22 protein-coding genes are annotated in these 17,509 nt (G+C 47.6%); 19 read left to right on the forward strand and 3 right to left on the reverse strand.

The features are described 5' to 3' along the window. Positions 1–7 precede the first annotated feature (7 nt). The 8 genes from VJ374_RS05205 (at position 8) to VJ374_RS05240 (ending at position 6,110) form a co-directional block, all read left to right on the forward strand. A complete protein-coding gene (locus VJ374_RS05205) occupies positions 8–1,204 on the forward strand; it encodes an ABC transporter substrate-binding protein (RefSeq protein WP_035408940.1) in 1,197 nt (398 codons plus the stop codon). Further along, on the forward strand, positions 1,191–1,949 hold the full coding sequence (locus tag VJ374_RS05210; protein ID WP_329470412.1) for an ABC transporter permease: 759 nt from the start codon (positions 1,191–1,193) through the stop codon (positions 1,947–1,949). The genes VJ374_RS05205 and VJ374_RS05210 overlap by 14 nt, the downstream gene beginning before the upstream one ends. Continuing rightward, positions 1,946–2,692 carry an ABC transporter permease subunit gene (locus tag VJ374_RS05215; RefSeq protein WP_329470414.1) on the forward strand — a complete coding sequence of 249 codons (747 nt, stop codon included), beginning with the start codon at positions 1,946–1,948 and terminating at the stop codon, positions 2,690–2,692. Before VJ374_RS05210 ends, VJ374_RS05215 begins: the two co-directional genes overlap by 4 nt. Then, a complete protein-coding gene (locus VJ374_RS05220; RefSeq protein ID WP_035408932.1) occupies positions 2,664–3,551 on the forward strand; it encodes an ABC transporter ATP-binding protein in 888 nt (295 codons plus the stop codon). The genes VJ374_RS05215 and VJ374_RS05220 overlap by 29 nt, the downstream gene beginning before the upstream one ends. 1 nt (position 3,552) lies before the next feature. Then, positions 3,553–4,134, forward strand: coding sequence for a CDP-alcohol phosphatidyltransferase family protein (locus tag VJ374_RS05225; protein WP_035408929.1), 582 nt, complete (start codon positions 3,553–3,555; stop codon positions 4,132–4,134). After that, positions 4,131–4,721, forward strand: coding sequence for an NUDIX hydrolase (locus VJ374_RS05230; RefSeq protein WP_035408926.1), 591 nt, complete (start codon positions 4,131–4,133; stop codon positions 4,719–4,721). The genes VJ374_RS05225 and VJ374_RS05230 overlap by 4 nt, the downstream gene beginning before the upstream one ends. Before the next feature lie 155 nt (positions 4,722–4,876). Continuing rightward, entirely contained in the window at positions 4,877–5,413 is a 537-nt protein-coding gene (locus tag VJ374_RS05235) for a PadR family transcriptional regulator (RefSeq protein WP_035408921.1), read from the forward strand. Between the two features lie 79 nt (positions 5,414–5,492). After that, positions 5,493–6,110, forward strand: coding sequence for a DUF5320 domain-containing protein (locus tag VJ374_RS05240; RefSeq protein ID WP_035408918.1), 618 nt, complete (start codon positions 5,493–5,495; stop codon positions 6,108–6,110). A 66-nt stretch (positions 6,111–6,176) separates the two neighbouring features. Here the strand turns inward: VJ374_RS05240 and VJ374_RS05245 are convergent, their stop codons facing one another. Beyond that, the gene (locus VJ374_RS05245; RefSeq protein ID WP_035408915.1) at positions 6,177–6,836 is read right to left on the reverse strand and encodes a type 1 glutamine amidotransferase domain-containing protein; all 660 of its coding nucleotides are present in this window, start codon (positions 6,834–6,836) and stop codon (positions 6,177–6,179) included. A 67-nt stretch (positions 6,837–6,903) separates the two neighbouring features. Continuing rightward, positions 6,904–7,758 (reverse strand): aldo/keto reductase, encoded by an 855-nt coding sequence (locus VJ374_RS05250; protein WP_308101223.1) that lies wholly within the window; start codon positions 7,756–7,758, stop codon positions 6,904–6,906. Positions 7,759–7,925: 167 nt separating this feature from the next. Here VJ374_RS05250 and VJ374_RS05255 point away from each other — a divergent pair, with 167 nt between their 5' ends. From VJ374_RS05255 to VJ374_RS05305, 11 genes are all read left to right on the forward strand, one after another. Beyond that, positions 7,926–8,456 carry an NUDIX domain-containing protein gene (locus VJ374_RS05255; RefSeq protein WP_035408909.1) on the forward strand — a complete coding sequence of 177 codons (531 nt, stop codon included), beginning with the start codon at positions 7,926–7,928 and terminating at the stop codon, positions 8,454–8,456. A 101-nt stretch (positions 8,457–8,557) separates the two neighbouring features. Further along, positions 8,558–9,040 carry a ferric iron uptake transcriptional regulator gene (gene fur / locus VJ374_RS05260; protein WP_023467675.1) on the forward strand — a complete coding sequence of 161 codons (483 nt, stop codon included), beginning with the start codon at positions 8,558–8,560 and terminating at the stop codon, positions 9,038–9,040. A 125-nt stretch (positions 9,041–9,165) separates the two neighbouring features. Beyond that, complete coding sequence (xerD, locus tag VJ374_RS05265) at positions 9,166–10,050, forward strand: site-specific tyrosine recombinase XerD (RefSeq protein ID WP_056060398.1); 885 nt, start codon at positions 9,166–9,168, stop codon at positions 10,048–10,050. A 117-nt stretch (positions 10,051–10,167) separates the two neighbouring features. Next, entirely contained in the window at positions 10,168–11,340 is a 1,173-nt protein-coding gene (gene deoB, locus VJ374_RS05270; protein ID WP_329470420.1) for a phosphopentomutase, read from the forward strand. A gap of 18 nt (positions 11,341–11,358) precedes the next feature. Then, positions 11,359–12,171: a purine-nucleoside phosphorylase gene (locus tag VJ374_RS05275; protein WP_029341181.1), complete on the forward strand. Its 813-nt coding sequence runs from the start codon at positions 11,359–11,361 to the stop codon at positions 12,169–12,171. A 47-nt stretch (positions 12,172–12,218) separates the two neighbouring features. Then, the gene (locus tag VJ374_RS05280) at positions 12,219–13,520 is read left to right on the forward strand and encodes a pyrimidine-nucleoside phosphorylase (RefSeq protein WP_023467679.1); all 1,302 of its coding nucleotides are present in this window, start codon (positions 12,219–12,221) and stop codon (positions 13,518–13,520) included. 104 nt (positions 13,521–13,624) lie between these two features. Further along, positions 13,625–14,269 (forward strand): hypothetical protein, encoded by a 645-nt coding sequence (locus tag VJ374_RS05285; protein ID WP_329470422.1) that lies wholly within the window; start codon positions 13,625–13,627, stop codon positions 14,267–14,269. Between the two features lie 82 nt (positions 14,270–14,351). Next, complete coding sequence (locus VJ374_RS05290; RefSeq protein ID WP_329470424.1) at positions 14,352–15,356, forward strand: S66 family peptidase; 1,005 nt, start codon at positions 14,352–14,354, stop codon at positions 15,354–15,356. A 103-nt stretch (positions 15,357–15,459) separates the two neighbouring features. Further along, entirely contained in the window at positions 15,460–15,897 is a 438-nt protein-coding gene (locus tag VJ374_RS05295; RefSeq protein WP_023467682.1) for a peptidylprolyl isomerase, read from the forward strand. A 97-nt stretch (positions 15,898–15,994) separates the two neighbouring features. Continuing rightward, positions 15,995–16,522: a type 1 glutamine amidotransferase domain-containing protein gene (locus VJ374_RS05300; RefSeq protein WP_035398198.1), complete on the forward strand. Its 528-nt coding sequence runs from the start codon at positions 15,995–15,997 to the stop codon at positions 16,520–16,522. A 152-nt stretch (positions 16,523–16,674) separates the two neighbouring features. Next, entirely contained in the window at positions 16,675–17,022 is a 348-nt protein-coding gene (locus VJ374_RS05305) for a GNAT family N-acetyltransferase (protein ID WP_023467684.1), read from the forward strand. A gap of 17 nt (positions 17,023–17,039) precedes the next feature. Here the strand turns inward: VJ374_RS05305 and VJ374_RS05310 are convergent, their stop codons facing one another. Then, the gene (locus tag VJ374_RS05310; RefSeq protein ID WP_329470427.1) at positions 17,040–17,504 is read right to left on the reverse strand and encodes a DUF309 domain-containing protein; all 465 of its coding nucleotides are present in this window, start codon (positions 17,502–17,504) and stop codon (positions 17,040–17,042) included. Positions 17,505–17,509: the final 5 nt, after the last annotated feature.

Raw genomic sequence — 17,509 nt, forward strand, 5'->3', positions numbered from 1 at the left:
ACAACGAATGAAAACAAAAGTAATGAGCTTTCTTGCCTTAGGTACCTTGCTTGCCGGGTGCGGGACGCCGGATGCGACACCGGAACCGAAAAACGTTTTAGGAACCGCTTATCAGACGATTGAGAAAGAAGCAGAAAAATCAACGGTTCGGATGTACATGTGGGGGGGCGATGACGGAATCAACGCCTATATCGATGAATATGTGACGCCCCGTCTGAAGAAGGAACATAATATTACACTCGAACGCGTTCCGATCGAGACGGCAGACATTATTCAAAAATTACGTGCTGAGAAAAAGGCAGGTAAGGAAAAAGGCGTCATCGATGTCGTCTGGATTAATGGCGATAACTTCTTGAATGCTAAAAAAGATGAGTTACTTTATGGGGAAATTACAAAAGTTCTTCCAAACATGAAATACGTTGATGCTGCCGCCCAAAGTTCAGATAGCGGTACGAAAACAGACGGGCTCGAAGCCGCATGGGGAAAAGTCCAATATACGTTGCACTATGACGCAGCTGATGTAAAGTCGCCACCAAAGGACTTACAAGCGTTGAAGTCTTGGGTCAAGGAAAATCCAGGACGCTTCACGTATCCAGAAGTGACGGATTTTACAGGAAACGCCTTCGTCCGTCACGTCATGTATGGTGTCGAATCGAACGCGACCCTAAAAGACCCAAAAGCAGACTTCAAGAAGACATGGGCTTACCTGAACGAAATCAAACCGTACCTCTGGAAAAAGGGGAAAACGTATCCGAAGACGCTTGCGCAACTCGATCAGTTATACGCGAAGGGAGACGTCGACTTCACGATGGGCTTCAACGAACGACGGGCAGAACAAGAAGTGAAGTCAGGAACGTTTCCGAAACAAACGCGTCCGATTGTTTTGAAGGATGGCTCAATCGCATCGACCCATTTCCTTTCCGTACCATTCAACGCACCGAACCCGAGAGGTGCACTCGTTACGATCAATACGCTGTTGTCACCAGAGGCACAATTGAAAAAATATGATGCGACTTACTGGGGCGATGGAACGAGTCTCGATTTGTCGACACTTGATCAGGCAGAACAAAAGCAGTTCGCTGATGTACCGGCCGCACCGTCGACACCGAAGCCGAGTGTCTTTGAAGGGAAAGTCCGGACGGAACTAGATCCATCGGTCTTCGAGATGATCCGTAAGGAATGGCCGTCTCGTGTGGCGCGGTAACATATATCCTGCTGCAATTCTGATGGCAGGGATGGTCTTATACGGGCTGTGGGTCAGTGTTTCAATGACGTCACCCACCGACTATCATGAGCTACTGACGGATGACGTCTTTTTAGAGAGTCTAACCGTCAGTAGTTACGTTGCCATCGTGAGTACGGGCATTGCCTTGATCATCGGTGTGATGCTCGCACGAATCTTGAGCAGAACACGGCTAGCGGTGTTGCTCGCGATTCCGTTATTCATTCCTCATCTAGGAGCGGCGTATCTCGCAATCCTCTACCTCAGTGATGTGCCGATCATCGGACCGCATGAAGGGAACTACATCAGTGTCATCTTGACGTATCTATATAAAGAAATTCCGTTCGTCTTTTTTTATCTCTTACCGGTTGTACGACGTCTCGATCCACGTTACCAAGAACTCGGTATGATGCTCGATTTATCGCCAGTGCGCCGATTCTGGCATGCACGGGGTGTGTTCCTGCTCGTTCCCATGCTTGAAGCCGGCTTTATCTTACTTGCCTTTATTTTATTCGCGTATGAAATTCCGGCATTACTCGGCGTGACCTATCCGAAATTACTTGGCGTCTATGCCTTTGACTTATACACACAAGGTGATTTATCGGAACAACCGCTCGCTTTTGCGATGAGTGTCGTCTTGACGGGTGGACTTTTCCTCTTACTAGTGCTCATGACGGGTTTAACCCGCCCGTTGGCAACGAAGATCAGTAGGGGGCGAAGTGAATGAAAAAAACTAGCGTCATCGTATGTATTGTTCTTCTTTTCAACGTTCCATTGATCGGTTTAATTCCGGGAGAATGGAATTGGAATCCGCGTCTTGAAGCAACGCTTGGTACGACCATTGCAATGGTCTGTGCCGTTATATTGTTAAATCATCTCTTCGGATACATGGCAGGAAAAGCGATCGCTTTTCAAACCGGGACACGCATTCGTATAGCAGAGTTCTTGATTAGTTTGCCGCTATTCGTTCCCGTCTTATTGTTGTCGTTCGGTCTCTATTTGACATGGATCCGGCTCGGTCTGGCAGATCGTTTTTTCGGTGTACTGCTCGTGTTGCTTCTGCCGACATTGCCATATACAGTCCGTTTGTACACGAACGGATTTCAGACGCTCGGTGAGCGGATGCTCGAACAGATGGTCTTGCTCGAAGGAAATCGATTCAAACGTTGGTTTTATTTGACGGGACCGATGTTACGATCGACATTACAGTCCGTGACGTTGCTCGTCACCGTGATCACGATCAGTCAATATGCTCTTGTTGCGTTGATTGGAGGCGGAATCGTCCGCATGATCGCACTGGAAGTGTTCCCGGCGTATTCTGGTAATTCCCAGGAGGCAGCTCGTCTGGCGACACTTTGGTTGATTGGATTACCTATTCTTTTTTATGTATTACAAGCCGTTATTTTTTCTGGCTGGATACGAATCGTACGGAGGCGTTTAAATGGAAGTCACGATACAACAAGTCAATAAACGATTTGGAAGCAAACAAGTGTTGTCTGATATCGATGTAAGCATCGCGTCTGGACAATGCGTGGCTTTAGTCGGACCGAGTGGTAGCGGGAAAACGACGCTTCTCCGCCTGATTGCGGGTCTCGAACGTGTGACGAGTGGAGTGATTCGATTCGGGGAACGAGACGTCACGACACTCTCTCCGAATCAACGAGGTGTGACGATGATGTTTCAACGCTCTTTATTGTTTCCGCATTTGAACGTTGAACAAAACATTCGCCTCGGTGCGAAACAGTTAACACCGATCGAACTTGATTCTTGGTTATATCGCGTTGGACTCGAGGGGAGAGGACGAAGTGCCATCCACGAACTTTCAGGTGGTGAACAGCAACGTGCGAGTCTAGCTCGTGCGCTGGCGAGTCAGCCGGACTTCTTGTTGCTCGATGAACCGTTCTCGAGTCTAGATGTACCGAGACGACGAGAACTTCGGACATTGATCCGAAAGTTGACCGAGGAACAAGGCGTCACGACACTGCTTGTCACGCATGACCGGGAAGAGGCAATGGCGATGGCAGATGTCATTTATGTTTTGGAACAAGGACGGATCGTGGATCGCGGCACACCGATCACGCTCAGTCAGACAAGTCCGTTTTTCGGTGAAGGCATCTACATCGAAGCGACTTGGTATCCGTTGACGTCAGTTAACTTGGTCTCAAGACCGACGAAGGAAACGGATGAGCGTGTTACGATTACGAAAGAACTCATTCAATATGGCGTTCGGTTCTACGAAGTGGAACGGCCATCAGGCGAACGGCTCGTACTTTCTTCAGACGAGACGATTCATTCGATAGAAGGGTATATCGTTAGAAAGGAGGGGTGACATGTTAGATACGCGTGCGCGTAAAATCGTTCAACCCCTGTTTGATCAAGGGGCGACCTTATTTAAGAAAATTGGATTATCAGCGACGCAGGTGACGATCATTTCGGGCATCATCGGTGGTGCGACAGGCTTTTTCGTCTATAACGACATGATGGGAACGGCAATTGTCCTATTGTGGATCTCGGGTATGCTCGACGTTATTGATGGCACGATGGCAAGAAAAGAGAAGACAACACCAATTGGTACGATTCTTGATCTTGTTCTCGACCGAATTGTCGAACTGTCAGTGTTAATTGGTCTCGCACTCCGGTTTCCGGAAACGCAGGTTGTGATTCTGTTACTTGTCGCATCATTCGTCATTGGGATGACGATGTTCCTTGCGATCGGAGCAGTTAGTGAGAACTACGGTTACAAGTCGTTTCAATATCAACCAGGACTCATCGAACGAACGGAAGGATTTCTATTCTTGACGGCGATGATTCTGTTTCCAAGTGCTATCATCTGGATCGCAAGTGTCTTCTTGATCGCTGAACTCTATACGGTTGGAGAACGATTCCATCAAGCATCGAAGGTGTTACGATGAGTGAACAAGAGATGATCATGACGGTGGACCGAGCTGGGAATCCGCTCGGACCGCGTCCGCGATCAGAAGTCCACGCAAAAGGTCTATGGCATGAAACGTTTCATTGTTTCGTCTATGATCCAACGCGGGACGTCGTGTTGCTCCAGCAACGTTCTGAACAAAAGAAGGACTTTCCGGGAATGCTCGATATCACGGCAGCCGGTCATCTGCTTGCAAATGAGACAGTTGAAGATGGTGTCCGGGAACTCGAAGAAGAGATTGGTTTAGCTTATACCTTTGATCAACTAATACCTCTTGGAGTTCAGGAGGAGGAGTTTCGGGATGCGACACTTTGGGATTGTGAACGATGCCATGTGTTTCTCGCACAAAGTGATCAAGCGTTAGAATCGTATATGCTCCAGGAAACCGAAGTGAAACGATTAATCGCTTTTTCGATTGAGCAGTTGGATCGCATCGCTGACGTGACGATTGAGCGTATTCAGGATAAAACAGGAGAATGGTTCGATCGTCATCAATTCGTTCCGCATCCTTCTTCTTACTGGAAACATGTCCAACAGGGAATCGAAAGATTACGTAACCTAAGCTAATCTTGAGAATCATGACACAGAACGACCTACGATCGAATGTGATGTCGACGTAGGTCGTTTTCATTCGTACATTTGTTCGACACGAGAGTAGCGAAATTCAGGTATATTTGAGATAATTAAGTATATATACAAAAGAAGGAAAGAAGGTGCAGCCAGTGGCATTACGATTTGCACTACTCGGGCTGCTGACCCAAGGGGAAGCGACCGGTTATGATTTGAGCGCGACTTTTAAAAAACAGATGATCCACTTCTGGACCGCACATCATACACAAATATACCGAGAGTTGTTAAAAATGGAAGAGGCAGAACTTGTGACGAGCGTTCATATCGTTCAAGAAGATCTGCCGGATAAGAAAGTCTATTCGATCACGGATAAAGGGCGGACGGAGCTCGTCGAATGGTTACGGACACCGAATGAATTCAAACCGAAGATGAAGGATGAGAACTTGATGCGTGTCTCGCTCTTGCATCTGCTCCCACCAGAGGAAGCTGTCGCTTATCTAGAAGAATCGAAGCGACACCATCAATTTGCCGTCGAGATGATGCAAAGTTGGCGTCACGATCATCTCGAGAACGGTGCGACACTAGGTGAGACCTTGACGAGTGAATACGGCTTGCGTATGATGTTGAATTACTTGGACTGGTGTGATTGGGCGATCGCGGAAATCAAAAAAAACGGAGCGAACGTCTAACAAAACTGGCTCGACTGTCATGTAGATGGCGGATTCGAGCCAGTCTTGTTTTTGATGAGATGAAGTAAGGAGTTAAACCATGTACTTTAATGATTACGAAGACTGGATCGAAGAAGAGGCAGAAGCGTTATTTCACCTACATGAAGAACCGTTGACGCGAGAAGCGACGTCGTATTCGCAATTTACGGCGTATGTAGAGGAGGCACTCCTCGAGCCATTATTACTCAAATTACGCTGGCTCGGAGAAGCGGAAGAAGAGGAGATTCTAGAACAGGCGGATCCAACCGTCTGGAAGAATGCTTCGGGCAATTCGGAAGCCTCACTTCGTCGAGATGTATTACGACGAGTCGTCGAGCGAGACTTGACGGCGCATATCCTTGCGTACCTGACACCGATTCTTGAAGCTAGACAAACAGCTTATGAGACAGAATTAGAACAGCTTCAATTGGCCCATGCTGAACAAATGGATGAGGTCAAACAGCATGAGCAACAGATTGAGATCGGACCACCACCTGAGAAAATTAAAAAGTGGTGGTATTTCAAAGAAAAAGAAGTAGCTCGTTCCTTTACAGAGGAAGAACGATCAATGCTGCGAGCTCAACAGCAACAACTCGAAAACGAGTTAAAGCGGCTTGAACGAAAAAAGCGTGAGACAGAAGCCGATCTCGAACGATTGGATTCGCTTCATCGGTTATAATTCACGTCAAAAAATGGAGCAGGCGACATACCGTCGCCTGCTCCATTTTGTATAGAGACTACTCGATTAAGCCTGTGTAGCCAGTTTCGCAAGGACTAGTTTTGCGACTGCTTCACTTGAAGCCGGATTTTGTCCTGTAACGACATTGCCATCGATGACAGCGAACTCTTTACCAGCATCCGATGTCAGGAAAGTAGCCCCTTCACCGCGAAGTGTCGTCTCAAGTAAGAATGGTACTTTATCTTCGAGACCTGTTGATTTTTCCTCTTCATCCGTAAAGCCGTTGATTTGACGACCTGATACGAAGGGTTTGCCATCGATCATGACGTGCGCGAAGGCAGCAGGGCCATGACAGACCGATGCGACGACGCCGTCTTTTTTGATGACAGCTTCGATGGCACTCGCCACTTGTGGGTTATTCGGGAAGTCGACGACCGCACCGTGACCACCTGGGAAGTAGACAGCGTCAAATGATGCTGGATCTACTTCAGAAAGTGCTTTCGTATCGTGCAACGCACGGCGAGCATCTTGGAATTTCGGTAAGATTTCTTTGACGATCGATGCTTTATCAATTGGAACATCTCCGCCTTTGATGGACGTGACCGTCACGTCATGTCCTGCATCTTTGAACAGGTTGTAAGGTGCTGCGAACTCCTCGAACCATAATCCTGTTTTGTGACCATTCATGTCATCTGCGCTTGTTGATACGATTAAAATACGTGCCATAATAAAACTCCTCCTCTGTATGAACGTTACAAAGAAGGAGATTCCCGGAGAAATGGAGTGTTAAACCTTACCGGTGTTCGGTATAGTGATGAACTGGCAGTGTAGCAAGCGCCTGGTCGATCTGAGCTTGCGAAACCGGCTCTTTCATCGCTTGGACGTTCGCTTGAAGTTGCGACACGCTTGACGCACCTGGAAGGACGATATCGACCTGTTGATCGATTGCTTGCAATGCAAGCGCTGGAAGCGGGAAGTTTTGTAATTGTTGTAGACTGGCTTCGAGCGTCTCTTTATCGAACTGTTCGAAACGATCAACCGACTGCAGGCGTGAGGCACTTTCGTGTGTCAACAGTCCTTTTGCCAGTGGACCGCGGGCAACGACTTGGATGTTTTTCTTTTTTAAGCGTGGTAACAACTCTTCGATGCGACGATCGAGCAATGAATAAGGCGTCATCAAGTAAGAGAAATTACTATGCTCAAGCCAATATTCGATGACGTTCGGTCGCAATGACGAGAGACCATATTCCTTGATTTTCCCCTCTGCTTTTAAGTCTTCCATCGCGCGAATCGATGCGTCGATATCGTCGTCCATCGTGCCACCATGGACGTAATATAGGTCGAGGTAAGGTGTTTCGAGTCGATTTAAACTTTCAAGACAGGCTTGCTTCAAATAGTCATAACTCGGATCCCAAGTCCAACCGGTTCCGGTCGCATTCATTCGATTGCCACCTTTTGAGGCAAGAAACAATCGACTACGATCCTCTTGCGCGAAGGTTTGACCGATAATCGATTCGACGGCTCCGTTTGCATAGACATCCGCTGTGTCGAAATGGGTGATACCCGCGTCGAGTGCCGTCCGCAGGATTGCTGCCGCTTCTTCCTGTCCGCGTTTTAAGATCGTCATCGTACCTAATCCTAATGACATGTTCAATTCCCTCTTTTCTTAAATGAACTGTAAGTTTGGAACTTCTGCATTCTAGTGTATCATATCTTATGAAAAAGACGGCTTGAAGTCTTGCGGCAATACGTCGGAAACGGCATACTAATCATGACAGAGAACGTAAACTAGGATAGAAGAGGGGAACACTACCGATGGAAGAAAAAACGATTGAACGTGAAGTGATCTATGAAGGAAAAGTTTTTGATGTCGAGAAACATGTCGTCACGTTACCGAACGGTAATACCTCGGTTCGTGAACTGGTCTATCATAATGGTGCCGTCGCCATCATCGCTTTTGATGAACAAGGGGATCTGATTGTCGTTGAACAATATCGGAAGGCGTTCGAGAGTCTATCGATCGAGATACCAGCGGGCAAACTCGAGAAAGGTGAAGATCCACTCGATTGTGCCGGACGTGAATTAAAGGAAGAAACAGGTTACGTCGCGAAAGAGTTACGACATGTCTTTGATTTCTACGGTGCGCCTGGTTTCTGTAGCGAACGTGTACATATTTATGAAGCGATTGGTCTTACTGCCGGTGATCGTCAGCTCGATGAAGATGAGTTCCTTGAGAACAAAACATTGAAGCTTGAACAAGCGCTCGAACTCGTAGCAAACGGAACGATTGTCGACGCGAAGACGATCATGGCGATTCAGCATTGGCAGATCCGTACTTTAAAATGATTCTTATTTAAATGATTTTCAGTTGATAATCATTTTAATTTGAAAAAAGACTGAGTTTCAGCTATGATAATAGCATCAGTTCGAACAAAGGGGGCGCTATGATGGAAAGTCGTGTAGAACGCATCAAAAAACAGCTAAGCGGTAAAGGATATAAGCTGACTCCCCAACGTGAAGCGACTGTGCGTGTCCTGCTCGAACATGAGTCGGATCACCTCAGTGCCGAAAATGTCTTTCTCCTTGTAAAAGAAAAGAACTCCGACATCGGACTTGCGACGGTTTACCGGACGCTCGAATTATTGACGGAGCTCGAAGTCGTCGATAAGGTCAACTTCGGAGATGGCGTATCCCGGTTTGATTTACGACAAGAAGGTGCGAGTCATTCGCATCACCATCTCGTCTGTATCGAATGTGGATCCGTCGAAGAGATTTTAGACGATATGCTTGAAGAAGTAGAGAAAGAAATCGTGTCCCGATTCCATTTCAAAATTAAGGATCACCGCCTGACATTCCATGGCGTCTGCCGTGTCTGCCAAGAGCGTCACGCTCGGGAAGCGTTGGAACAATCGCAAACACAAACAGTCTGACCGTCCGAGGAAATTTCGGATGGTTTTTCTTTTTCGATTTTTATAGGTCAGACCTCTTCACAACGGTTTACACCTTTGATATGATGGGAAAGTAAGCGATTTCGTAAACGAAGAGGATGAGTTCAGTGCGTGAACAACTGGAAGCATTTATCAACTATTTAGTGATTGAACGGCAAATGTCCGCGAATACGGCAGCTGCGTATCGAAATGATTTGAATCAATACTTACAGACGCTCGAAACAGCGGAAGTTTCTTCGTTTGAACAGGTTCACCGACATCATATCGTCGACCACATTGAACGATTGCTTGAAGCACGCAAGTCACGATCGACGGTCCGCCGGGCGACGAGCTCAATCCGTTCGTTCCATCAATATCTGGTCGAAGAGAAACTAACGACGCATGATCCGTCCCGTCATCTTGATTTACCGAAACCGGAGAAGAAGCTTCCCGTCGTCTGGAGTCAAACCGACGTCGAACGTTTGCTTGATTCGGTCGTCGGTGTCGATCCGCTTACACGACGAGATGCAGCAATGCTTGAGCTTCTCTATGGAACAGGGATGCGCGTCAGCGAACTGCTACAACTGAAGTTGAACGATTTGCAACTCGAACTAGGGTATCTGTCGTGTATCGGGAAAGGGAACAAGTCCCGTATCATCCCGATGAGTTCGACATCGATTGAAAGCGTCAGGACATATCTTGACCTCGCGCGTAATAGTCTCGGTGGTCAACAGACGGACGATGTCTTCTTGAACAGTCGCGGTGATCGTTTGTCACGACAAGGTTTTTGGAAGATGATCAAACGACGGGCAAAGGAAGCCGGTATCGAAAAAGAAATCACGCCGCATGTCTTGCGTCATTCGTTCGCGACCCATCTTCTTGAAAATGGTGCTGATCTACGCGTCGTGCAAGAGATGCTAGGGCATGCTGATTTGTCGACGACACAAATGTATACACACGTCAATAAAGCACGACTCCATGATGTGTATAAGAAACATCATCCACGGGCATGATGGTTCTATCTTTTAAAGGTCTGACTTCAGACAATTAATGCGTTTTGTCTAGTTCCTTTACGGGAAAATTCGTAACGGGAATCGCACAACTACAGCTCGTAATAGGAGGAATAGCAAATGGCTCAATCATTTAAACGTGTATTTTTGATCGTCATGGACTCCGTAGGAATCGGAGAAGCACCGGATGCTGAACAATTCGGAGATCTTGGTTCACATACGCTTGGTCACATCGCGCGTGAACGTAGCGGATTAAACATGCCGAACATGGCAAAGCTCGGACTTTCACATATCGAGCCGGTCGAAGGTGTCTCGGCTGAAGAAGCACCGCTTGCGGCATACGGGAAAATGCAGGAAGTATCTGCAGGGAAAGATACGATGACAGGGCACTGGGAGATCATGGGACTGCGGATTGATACACCATTCCGTGTCTTCGAAAAATTCCCAGATGATTTGATTCATCGCTTAGAAGAGTTCTCAGGGCGGAAGATCATCGGGAATAAACCGGCTTCTGGTACGGAAATCTTAGACGAACTTGGACAAGAACATGTTGAAACAGGCGCCTTGATCGTCTATACGTCGGCAGACTCTGTCCTTCAAATCGCAGCTCATGAAGAAGTCGTTCCATTAAAGGAACTGTACCGGATTTGTGAATATGCACGCGATATTACACGGGATGACCCGTACATGCTCGGTCGTATCATCGCACGTCCATTCCTTGGTGAGGCAGGAGCATGGGTTCGGACGGCGAACCGTCACGACTATGCACTTAAACCATTCGACCGGACAGTCATGAACGAACTTGAGACAGCTGGACTTGATGTCATCTCACTCGGTAAGATTGCTGATATCTATGACAGCGAAGGCGTGACCGATGCGATCCGTACGAAGTCGAACATGGACGGCATGGATCAACTCGTGAAGCAACTCGATCGAGACTTCAACGGACTCTGCTTCTTGAACCTCGTCGATTTCGATGCGTTGTTCGGACACCGTCGCGATCCGCAAGGTTACGGACAAGCACTCGAAGAGTTCGATGCCCGTCTTCCGGAAGTGTTTGATCGCTTGAAAGAAGATGATCTCTTGATCATCACGGCTGACCATGGAAACGACCCGGTTCATGCTGGGACAGACCACACGCGAGAATACGTACCGTTGCTTGCTTATCACAAAAACAGTGTCGCAAAACCGCTCGGTATCCGTGAGACGTTCGCTGATCTTGGGGCAACGGTTGCTGAAAACTTCGGTGTCAAAATGCCGGCACACGGAACAAGCTTTTTAACAGAACTATAATTCGAGGGAGCGATTCAGATGACAGTCAACTGGAATGAAACACGTTCGTTTTTAGAAAGCAAGATGCAGGCGAAACCGGAAATCGGATTGATTCTCGGTTCAGGACTGGGTGTCCTCGCTGATGAGATCGAAAACCCGATCGCAATTCCATACCATGAAATCCCGAACTTCCCGGTCTCAACGGTTGAAGGACACGCCGGACAACTCGTCTTCGGAACACTTGAAGGGAAACAAGTCGTTGCGATGCAAGGACGATTCCACTTCTATGAAGGATACTCAATGGATATGGTGACGTTCCCAGTACGCGTCATGAAAGCGATTGGCGTTGAGACACTGATCGTCACGAACGCAGCCGGTGCGTGTAACGAAGCATTCGAACCAGGAGATTTGATGTTGATCACGGATCATATCAATTTCTTCGGTACGAATCCGTTGATCGGTAAGAACGTCGACGAGATGGGACCACGTTTCCCTGACATGTCGAAGCCGTACGATGCGGAATTACTTCGACTCGCACAAGAAACAGCGGACGAGCTCGGTATTCGTGTTCGCCAAGGTGTCTACTTCGGAAACACAGGTCCAACGTATGAGACACCTGCAGAAGTCAAGATGGCACGGATGCTTGGAGGAGATGTCGTCGGTATGTCGACGGTCCCTGAAGTCATCGTTGCCCGTCATTCAGATATGCGTGTCCTTGGGATTTCGTGTGTCTCGAACATGGCAGCAGGCATTCTCGATCAACCGTTACATCATGATGAAGTCATCGAAACGACAGAACGTGTCCGGGCACACTTCCTATCACTCGTTCGCGGTTCGATCAAAAAAATGTAACGACTGTTTATAAAACTCACAAACCACTCCTGAGGAGGAACTAGATTATGCGTATGGTAGATTTGATTGCAACAAAACGAGACGGTGGCGAACTCGCAACAGCTGATATTCAAGCAATGGTAGAAGGATTCACGAATGGTGAAATTCCAGATTATCAAATGTCAGCGATGTCGATGGCGATTTTCTATCAAGGAATGTCAGATCGTGAAATCGCTGATTTGACGATGGCGATGGTCAACTCAGGCGACGTGATCGACCTTTCCCGCATTCACGGAAAAAAAGTCGACAAACACTCAACTGGCGGCGTCGGTGACAAGATCAGTCTGATTGTTGCACCACTCGTTGCGTCAATCGGTATTCCGGTGGCGAAGATGAGCGGTCGCGGCCTCGGTCACACAGGTGGAACAATCGACAAACTCGAAGCGTTCCCTGGTTTTGACGTTGAACTTTCAGAAGAAGCATTCGTCTCACAAGTCAACGACATCAAGATGGCGATCATCGGTCAAACAGGTAACTTGACGCCTGCAGACAAAAAACTCTACGCATTACGTGACGTCACGGCGACAGTAAACTCGATCCCATTGATCGCAAGTTCAATCATGTCGAAAAAAATCGCAGCGGGAGCAGACAGCATCGTACTTGACGTGAAGACAGGTTCAGGTGCCTTTATGAAATCGTTCGAAGATGCTAAAGCACTCGCGACAGAGATGGTCTCAATCGGTAAGAGCGTCAATCGTAAGACGGTTGCTGTCATTACGGACATGGATCAGCCACTCGGCTTTGAAATCGGAAATGCAAACGAAGTCAAGGAAGCGATTGAAGTCCTTCAAGGGAAAGATGTCCGTGACTTAAAAGTCATCGCCTTGACGATTGCATCACACATGGCAGTCCTCGGTGAATTCTACCCAACGTTCGACGAAGCATATGCGGATCTCGAAACACGTCTCGGTAACGGAGCAGCACTTGACGTCTTCAAGAAGTTCATCGCAGCGCAAGGTGGCGACGCATCACTCGTTGACGACATGACAAAAGCACTTGAAACGAAATACGAAAAAACATTCGTCGCTTCAAAAGCAGGTTATGTCTCTGAAATCATCGCTGACGAAGTCGGTGTTGCAGCAATGATCCTCGGTGCTGGACGCGCGACGAAAGCGGATGAAATCGATCACGCAGCAAGCGTCACGTTACACAAGAAAGTCGGCGACCGTGTCGAAGTCGGCGATGTCATCGCAACACTTCGTTCAAACAAAGAAACACTCGATCAAGCAATCGAAAAAATGGATCACGCGTACCACATCAGCGAAACGAAACCGGCAGAACGTCCGCTCGTTCACGCTGTCATCCAGTAAGCAATCCAATCAGCAATACTTGAGTAGTGGACTTCGTCCGCTACTCTTTTTTTGTGATAAAATCGAAAGTGTAAAAATATGGATATATCTAAAGGAGCGATCGCATGAAACGTTGGTTCATAGTAATTGCCAGTTTAGTTGGAGTCATCGGGGGTGGCGCATTGATGATGACGTACGCTTTTACACACGACATGGACTCGGATGAAACGAGAGAGACTGAAATACAACAAAAAGCAAAGACTTACTTAGAGAAGCATCTTCCGAAAGCGAAGGTGACTGGCAGTATTTACGACAATATGGGTAATTTTTCGTTTGAGTATGCAGCGCGAGCAGTCGATGAAAAAACGAATACTGAGTTTTTCGTATATCAAGATGAGGAGTCGGGAAGGTTCGTCGATACGTATCATGCGTCACTTTGGGAAGATCAGTTAGAACGACGGATCACGTTGCCTACTCTTAATGATGTGAACGCGGAACTAGATATGGTGGTACTGTTTGATAACGATAAGATTCAACAGCTTGGTAATGCGCGTTTTGATTCAAAGGCTTATTTACGTACGGAAGTCGCTCCGACGATTTTAATTAGCGTTCCACGCAAGCAAAGCGAACAGGATAAAACGCAGATTACAGCGTGGGCAAAGTCGTTGCGCGAACAAAAGATCCTTCAATACATGACGGTCAAGGTTGACTATGTCTCGGAAAAAGGTGAGTTACTGGAGGACGGGAATTCGTTGTTCGTAACGCTATAAAATGGATTAAAAAATGAAAGTACGCGGTTCCCTTTCGATTTGTTATACTGGAAATACTTGTAATGAAAAAGGGGGAACTTTCATGAAACCACCACGCTTACAAAAAGGAGATAAGATTGCTATCGTCTCACCGGCGTCTGCAATTGCTGCATACGTGCCACGTCGTCTCGCTCGCGGTATCGCGACACTTGAAAAAATGGGGTTCGAGGTCGTCTTGATGCCGAACGCAACAGCTGTCCATAGTCATACGGCAGGAACGATCGGCGAACGGCTGCAAGATTTACATATGGCGTTTGCTGATCCGTCGATTAAGGCGATCATCTCGACAATCGGTGGGTTTAACTCGCACCAATTACTCGATGAACTTGATTATGAGTTGATCCGAAACAATCCGAAAATCTTCGTCGGATACAGTGATATCACCGCATTGTTTGCTGGCATCTATCAGAAAACAGGATTGACGACGTTCGTCGGACCCGCACTGCTGACGCAGTTCGGTCAATTCGATGGTCTTGATCCATATACGGAAGAGTCATTCACTCGTACGTTCATGCAGACGGAACCGATCGGTCGGATCGAAGCATCGGAGGAGTGGACGGACGAGATTTTACGCTGGGACGTCGCAGATGACCGAAGACGAGAGCATCAAGTGAACGCGGGATATACGATCGTTAAGACCGGTGTCGCAGAAGGTCCGATTCTGACGGGGAACACGGGAACACTTTTGCTGCTTGCTGGGACACCATACTTGCCATCATTTGACGGTGTCGTCTTGATGCTTGAGGATGACGAAAGTGAGACACCAGAAACGATCGACCGGTATTTCACGCAATTGCGACACATGGGTGCGTATGACAAGATTGCGGCACTCGTCGTCGGACGCTTCCCGCGCAAAGTCGATTTTGATCCGGACTTCCCGCTCAAAGACATCATTCTGCGCGCGACGCGGGGCTATGATTTCCCAATCGTTCTCGATGCGGACTTCGGACATACGGATCCTGTTGTGACACTCGCGAATGGAATTCAAATTCGTGTCGAAGTAACAGATTCGGTGACACTTGATGTGTTAGAGGCAGCCGTCGAGTAAAAAGGTCTGCACGATGCCCTGAAATTTGGTACACTGTACCATGGAATCACGATCTTGAATCGTGACGAATCTCTTGCTGAAAAGCACGAAAGGTTGGTCAAACATGCAAAAAACTGGTCATATCTTATTAGAAGATGGAAATAAAATCGAATTCGAATTGTTCAACGATGAAGCACCGATCACGACTGAAAACTTCGAAAACCTTGCAAACTCGAACTTCTACGATGGATTGAACTTCCACCGTGTCATCCCAGGCTTCGTCTCACAAGGCGGATGCCCAATCGGAAACGGTACAGGCGGTTCAGGAAAAACGATTCCTTGCGAAACGTCTACATCATACCCACACAAACACAAAGCGGGTTCACTTTCGATGGCACACGCTGGTCGTAACACTGGATCAAGCCAGTTCTTCATCGTACATGAGCCACAACCGCACCTCGACGGTGTACACACAGTCTTCGGACAAGTGACTTCAGGTCTCGAACATGCACAAAAAATGAAGCAAGGCGCTGGCATCAAAGAAATCCGCGTCGAAGCATAAGTTCTTGCTCCTCTTCAAACGTTTGAAGAGGAGTTTTTCTTTTTTTAGAAGCGGGTACAATCAGTAAGGGAACTCAACTTGTAAAGGAGTGTTTGTCATGCGTTTAGAAGGAAAACGAATCATCCAAGTCGTCAGCAATGACTTCGAGGATTTAGAATTATGGTATCCTGTCCATCGCTTACGTGAAGAAGGCGCGATCGTCGACATCGTCGGTGAGAAGGCAGATGAGACGTATATTGGGAAGTACGGTGTTCCGATCAAATCGAATAAGACGTTTGATGAGATCAATCCAGCAGAATACGATGCGATTCTTGTTCCGGGTGGTTGGTCACCCGATCTGTTACGCCGCTTTGACTCTGTCCTGAACATGGTGCGTCATTTTGACCAGAACAAACAACCAATTGGTCAAATCTGCCACGCTGGTTGGGTGTTGATCTCTGCTGGCATCTTAAAAGGTGTTAATGTCACGAGTACGCCAGGAATCAAGGATGACATGACGAATGCAGGTGCGATTTGGCACGATGAAGCCGTCGTCGTCGACGGACATATCGTCTCGAGCCGTCGCCCGCCTGATCTACCAGATTACATGCGTGCTTTCATCCAAGTGATGGAAGAACAAGCATGATTCAGATGCAGGGGACGTCACATGACGGTCTCCTGCCTTTTTCATGGATTATGAAAAAAATGCAGTAATTCTGTGTGAGAAGGTGTAGAATGAATGAGTCTCAGTCGTTCATGCTCCTGAGAGTTGTTGAAATTAGGAAGGTGTAGAATCACATGCTAGTAAAATATAAGAAGTTGAATGAACGGACCGCGATGGGGCTGATCGCCTTTTCGTGCGAAGTGAAGGATCCGAAGTATTTGCTTGAAACGGTTCAAGCCTATGAACAGGAAGAAGACCAACGCTTGTATTTGTACAAACAAGATGAGGATTTCGTCGGTGTCATCGGGTTTCAATTAATGGATGGCCATGCTGAATTGAAACATATCGCATTATCACCGTCTTTCCGTGGAGAACGGATGTCGTATCTCCTACTCGATGAAGCAGCCAAACTTCTTCGAACGGATATTACGGGTGCGACCGAAGAGACGCAACGCCTCGTCGACAAATGGAAAAATCAATAAAAAGACCGGTCCATAGCTCAGATGGACCGGTCTCTTCGGTTTTGTAGCGCTTCTTGTCGTGCCGTGACGACATCCGTACGATCGCGCAAACGATGTTTATGCGTCACATAGTCGAGATCAGGTGCTGTCGCTTCCAGAGCGACGGTTCGGATGACGTCCGGGAAGACAGGTAACGGGATGTGCCGATAGACCTTATCCGTAAAATGGTCGCGATGATCGAGCAAATATGAGACGTCGATCCCGGACGCAATCAGCATAGCTCGGTGACGTTCGATCTTATCAAATGCTTTCGCATATGTCCGCTGTGCCCCAGTCGTATTGCCGCGGCGGTGATGATAGCGGGCGACGGCCAGCTGGATCAGACCGACAAGCGCCTCGTCCTGGCGTTGTCCTTCTTGCCAGACTTCCTCTAAGATTTCATGGCACTCGAAGTAATCGTGCCGGATGTTGAATTCAAATACGAATCGCTCGATCGGATTCATGGAAT

Source organism: Exiguobacterium sp. 9-2, from assembly GCF_036287235.1.
Taxonomy (GTDB): Bacteria; Bacillota; Bacilli; order Exiguobacteriales; family Exiguobacteriaceae; genus Exiguobacterium_A.

Excerpts from the sequence above, each read along its gene's own strand:
- VJ374_RS05205 (WP_035408940.1), top strand. The coding sequence starts at position 8 with ATGAAAACAAAAGTAATGAGCTTTCTTGCCTTAGGTACCTTGCTTGCC.
- VJ374_RS05215 (WP_329470414.1), top strand. The coding sequence starts at position 1,946 with ATGAAAAAAACTAGCGTCATCGTATGTATTGTTCTTCTTTTCAACGTT.
- VJ374_RS05220 (WP_035408932.1), top strand. The coding sequence starts at position 2,664 with ATGGAAGTCACGATACAACAAGTCAATAAACGATTTGGAAGCAAACAA.
- VJ374_RS05225 (WP_035408929.1), top strand. The coding sequence starts at position 3,553 with ATGTTAGATACGCGTGCGCGTAAAATCGTTCAACCCCTGTTTGATCAA.
- VJ374_RS05230 (WP_035408926.1), top strand. The coding sequence starts at position 4,131 with ATGAGTGAACAAGAGATGATCATGACGGTGGACCGAGCTGGGAATCCG.
- VJ374_RS05240 (WP_035408918.1), top strand. The coding sequence starts at position 5,493 with ATGTACTTTAATGATTACGAAGACTGGATCGAAGAAGAGGCAGAAGCG.
- VJ374_RS05245 (WP_035408915.1), bottom strand. The coding sequence starts at position 6,836 with ATGGCACGTATTTTAATCGTATCAACAAGCGCAGATGACATGAATGGT.
- VJ374_RS05250 (WP_308101223.1), bottom strand. The coding sequence starts at position 7,758 with ATGTCATTAGGATTAGGTACGATGACGATCTTAAAACGCGGACAGGAA.
- VJ374_RS05255 (WP_035408909.1), top strand. The coding sequence starts at position 7,926 with ATGGAAGAAAAAACGATTGAACGTGAAGTGATCTATGAAGGAAAAGTT.
- fur (WP_023467675.1), top strand. The coding sequence starts at position 8,558 with ATGGAAAGTCGTGTAGAACGCATCAAAAAACAGCTAAGCGGTAAAGGA.
- deoB (WP_329470420.1), top strand. The coding sequence starts at position 10,168 with ATGGCTCAATCATTTAAACGTGTATTTTTGATCGTCATGGACTCCGTA.
- VJ374_RS05275 (WP_029341181.1), top strand. The coding sequence starts at position 11,359 with ATGACAGTCAACTGGAATGAAACACGTTCGTTTTTAGAAAGCAAGATG.
- VJ374_RS05280 (WP_023467679.1), top strand. The coding sequence starts at position 12,219 with ATGCGTATGGTAGATTTGATTGCAACAAAACGAGACGGTGGCGAACTC.
- VJ374_RS05285 (WP_329470422.1), top strand. The coding sequence starts at position 13,625 with ATGAAACGTTGGTTCATAGTAATTGCCAGTTTAGTTGGAGTCATCGGG.
- VJ374_RS05290 (WP_329470424.1), top strand. The coding sequence starts at position 14,352 with ATGAAACCACCACGCTTACAAAAAGGAGATAAGATTGCTATCGTCTCA.
- VJ374_RS05295 (WP_023467682.1), top strand. The coding sequence starts at position 15,460 with ATGCAAAAAACTGGTCATATCTTATTAGAAGATGGAAATAAAATCGAA.
- VJ374_RS05300 (WP_035398198.1), top strand. The coding sequence starts at position 15,995 with ATGCGTTTAGAAGGAAAACGAATCATCCAAGTCGTCAGCAATGACTTC.
- VJ374_RS05305 (WP_023467684.1), top strand. The coding sequence starts at position 16,675 with ATGCTAGTAAAATATAAGAAGTTGAATGAACGGACCGCGATGGGGCTG.
- VJ374_RS05310 (WP_329470427.1), bottom strand. The coding sequence starts at position 17,504 with ATGAATCCGATCGAGCGATTCGTATTTGAATTCAACATCCGGCACGAT.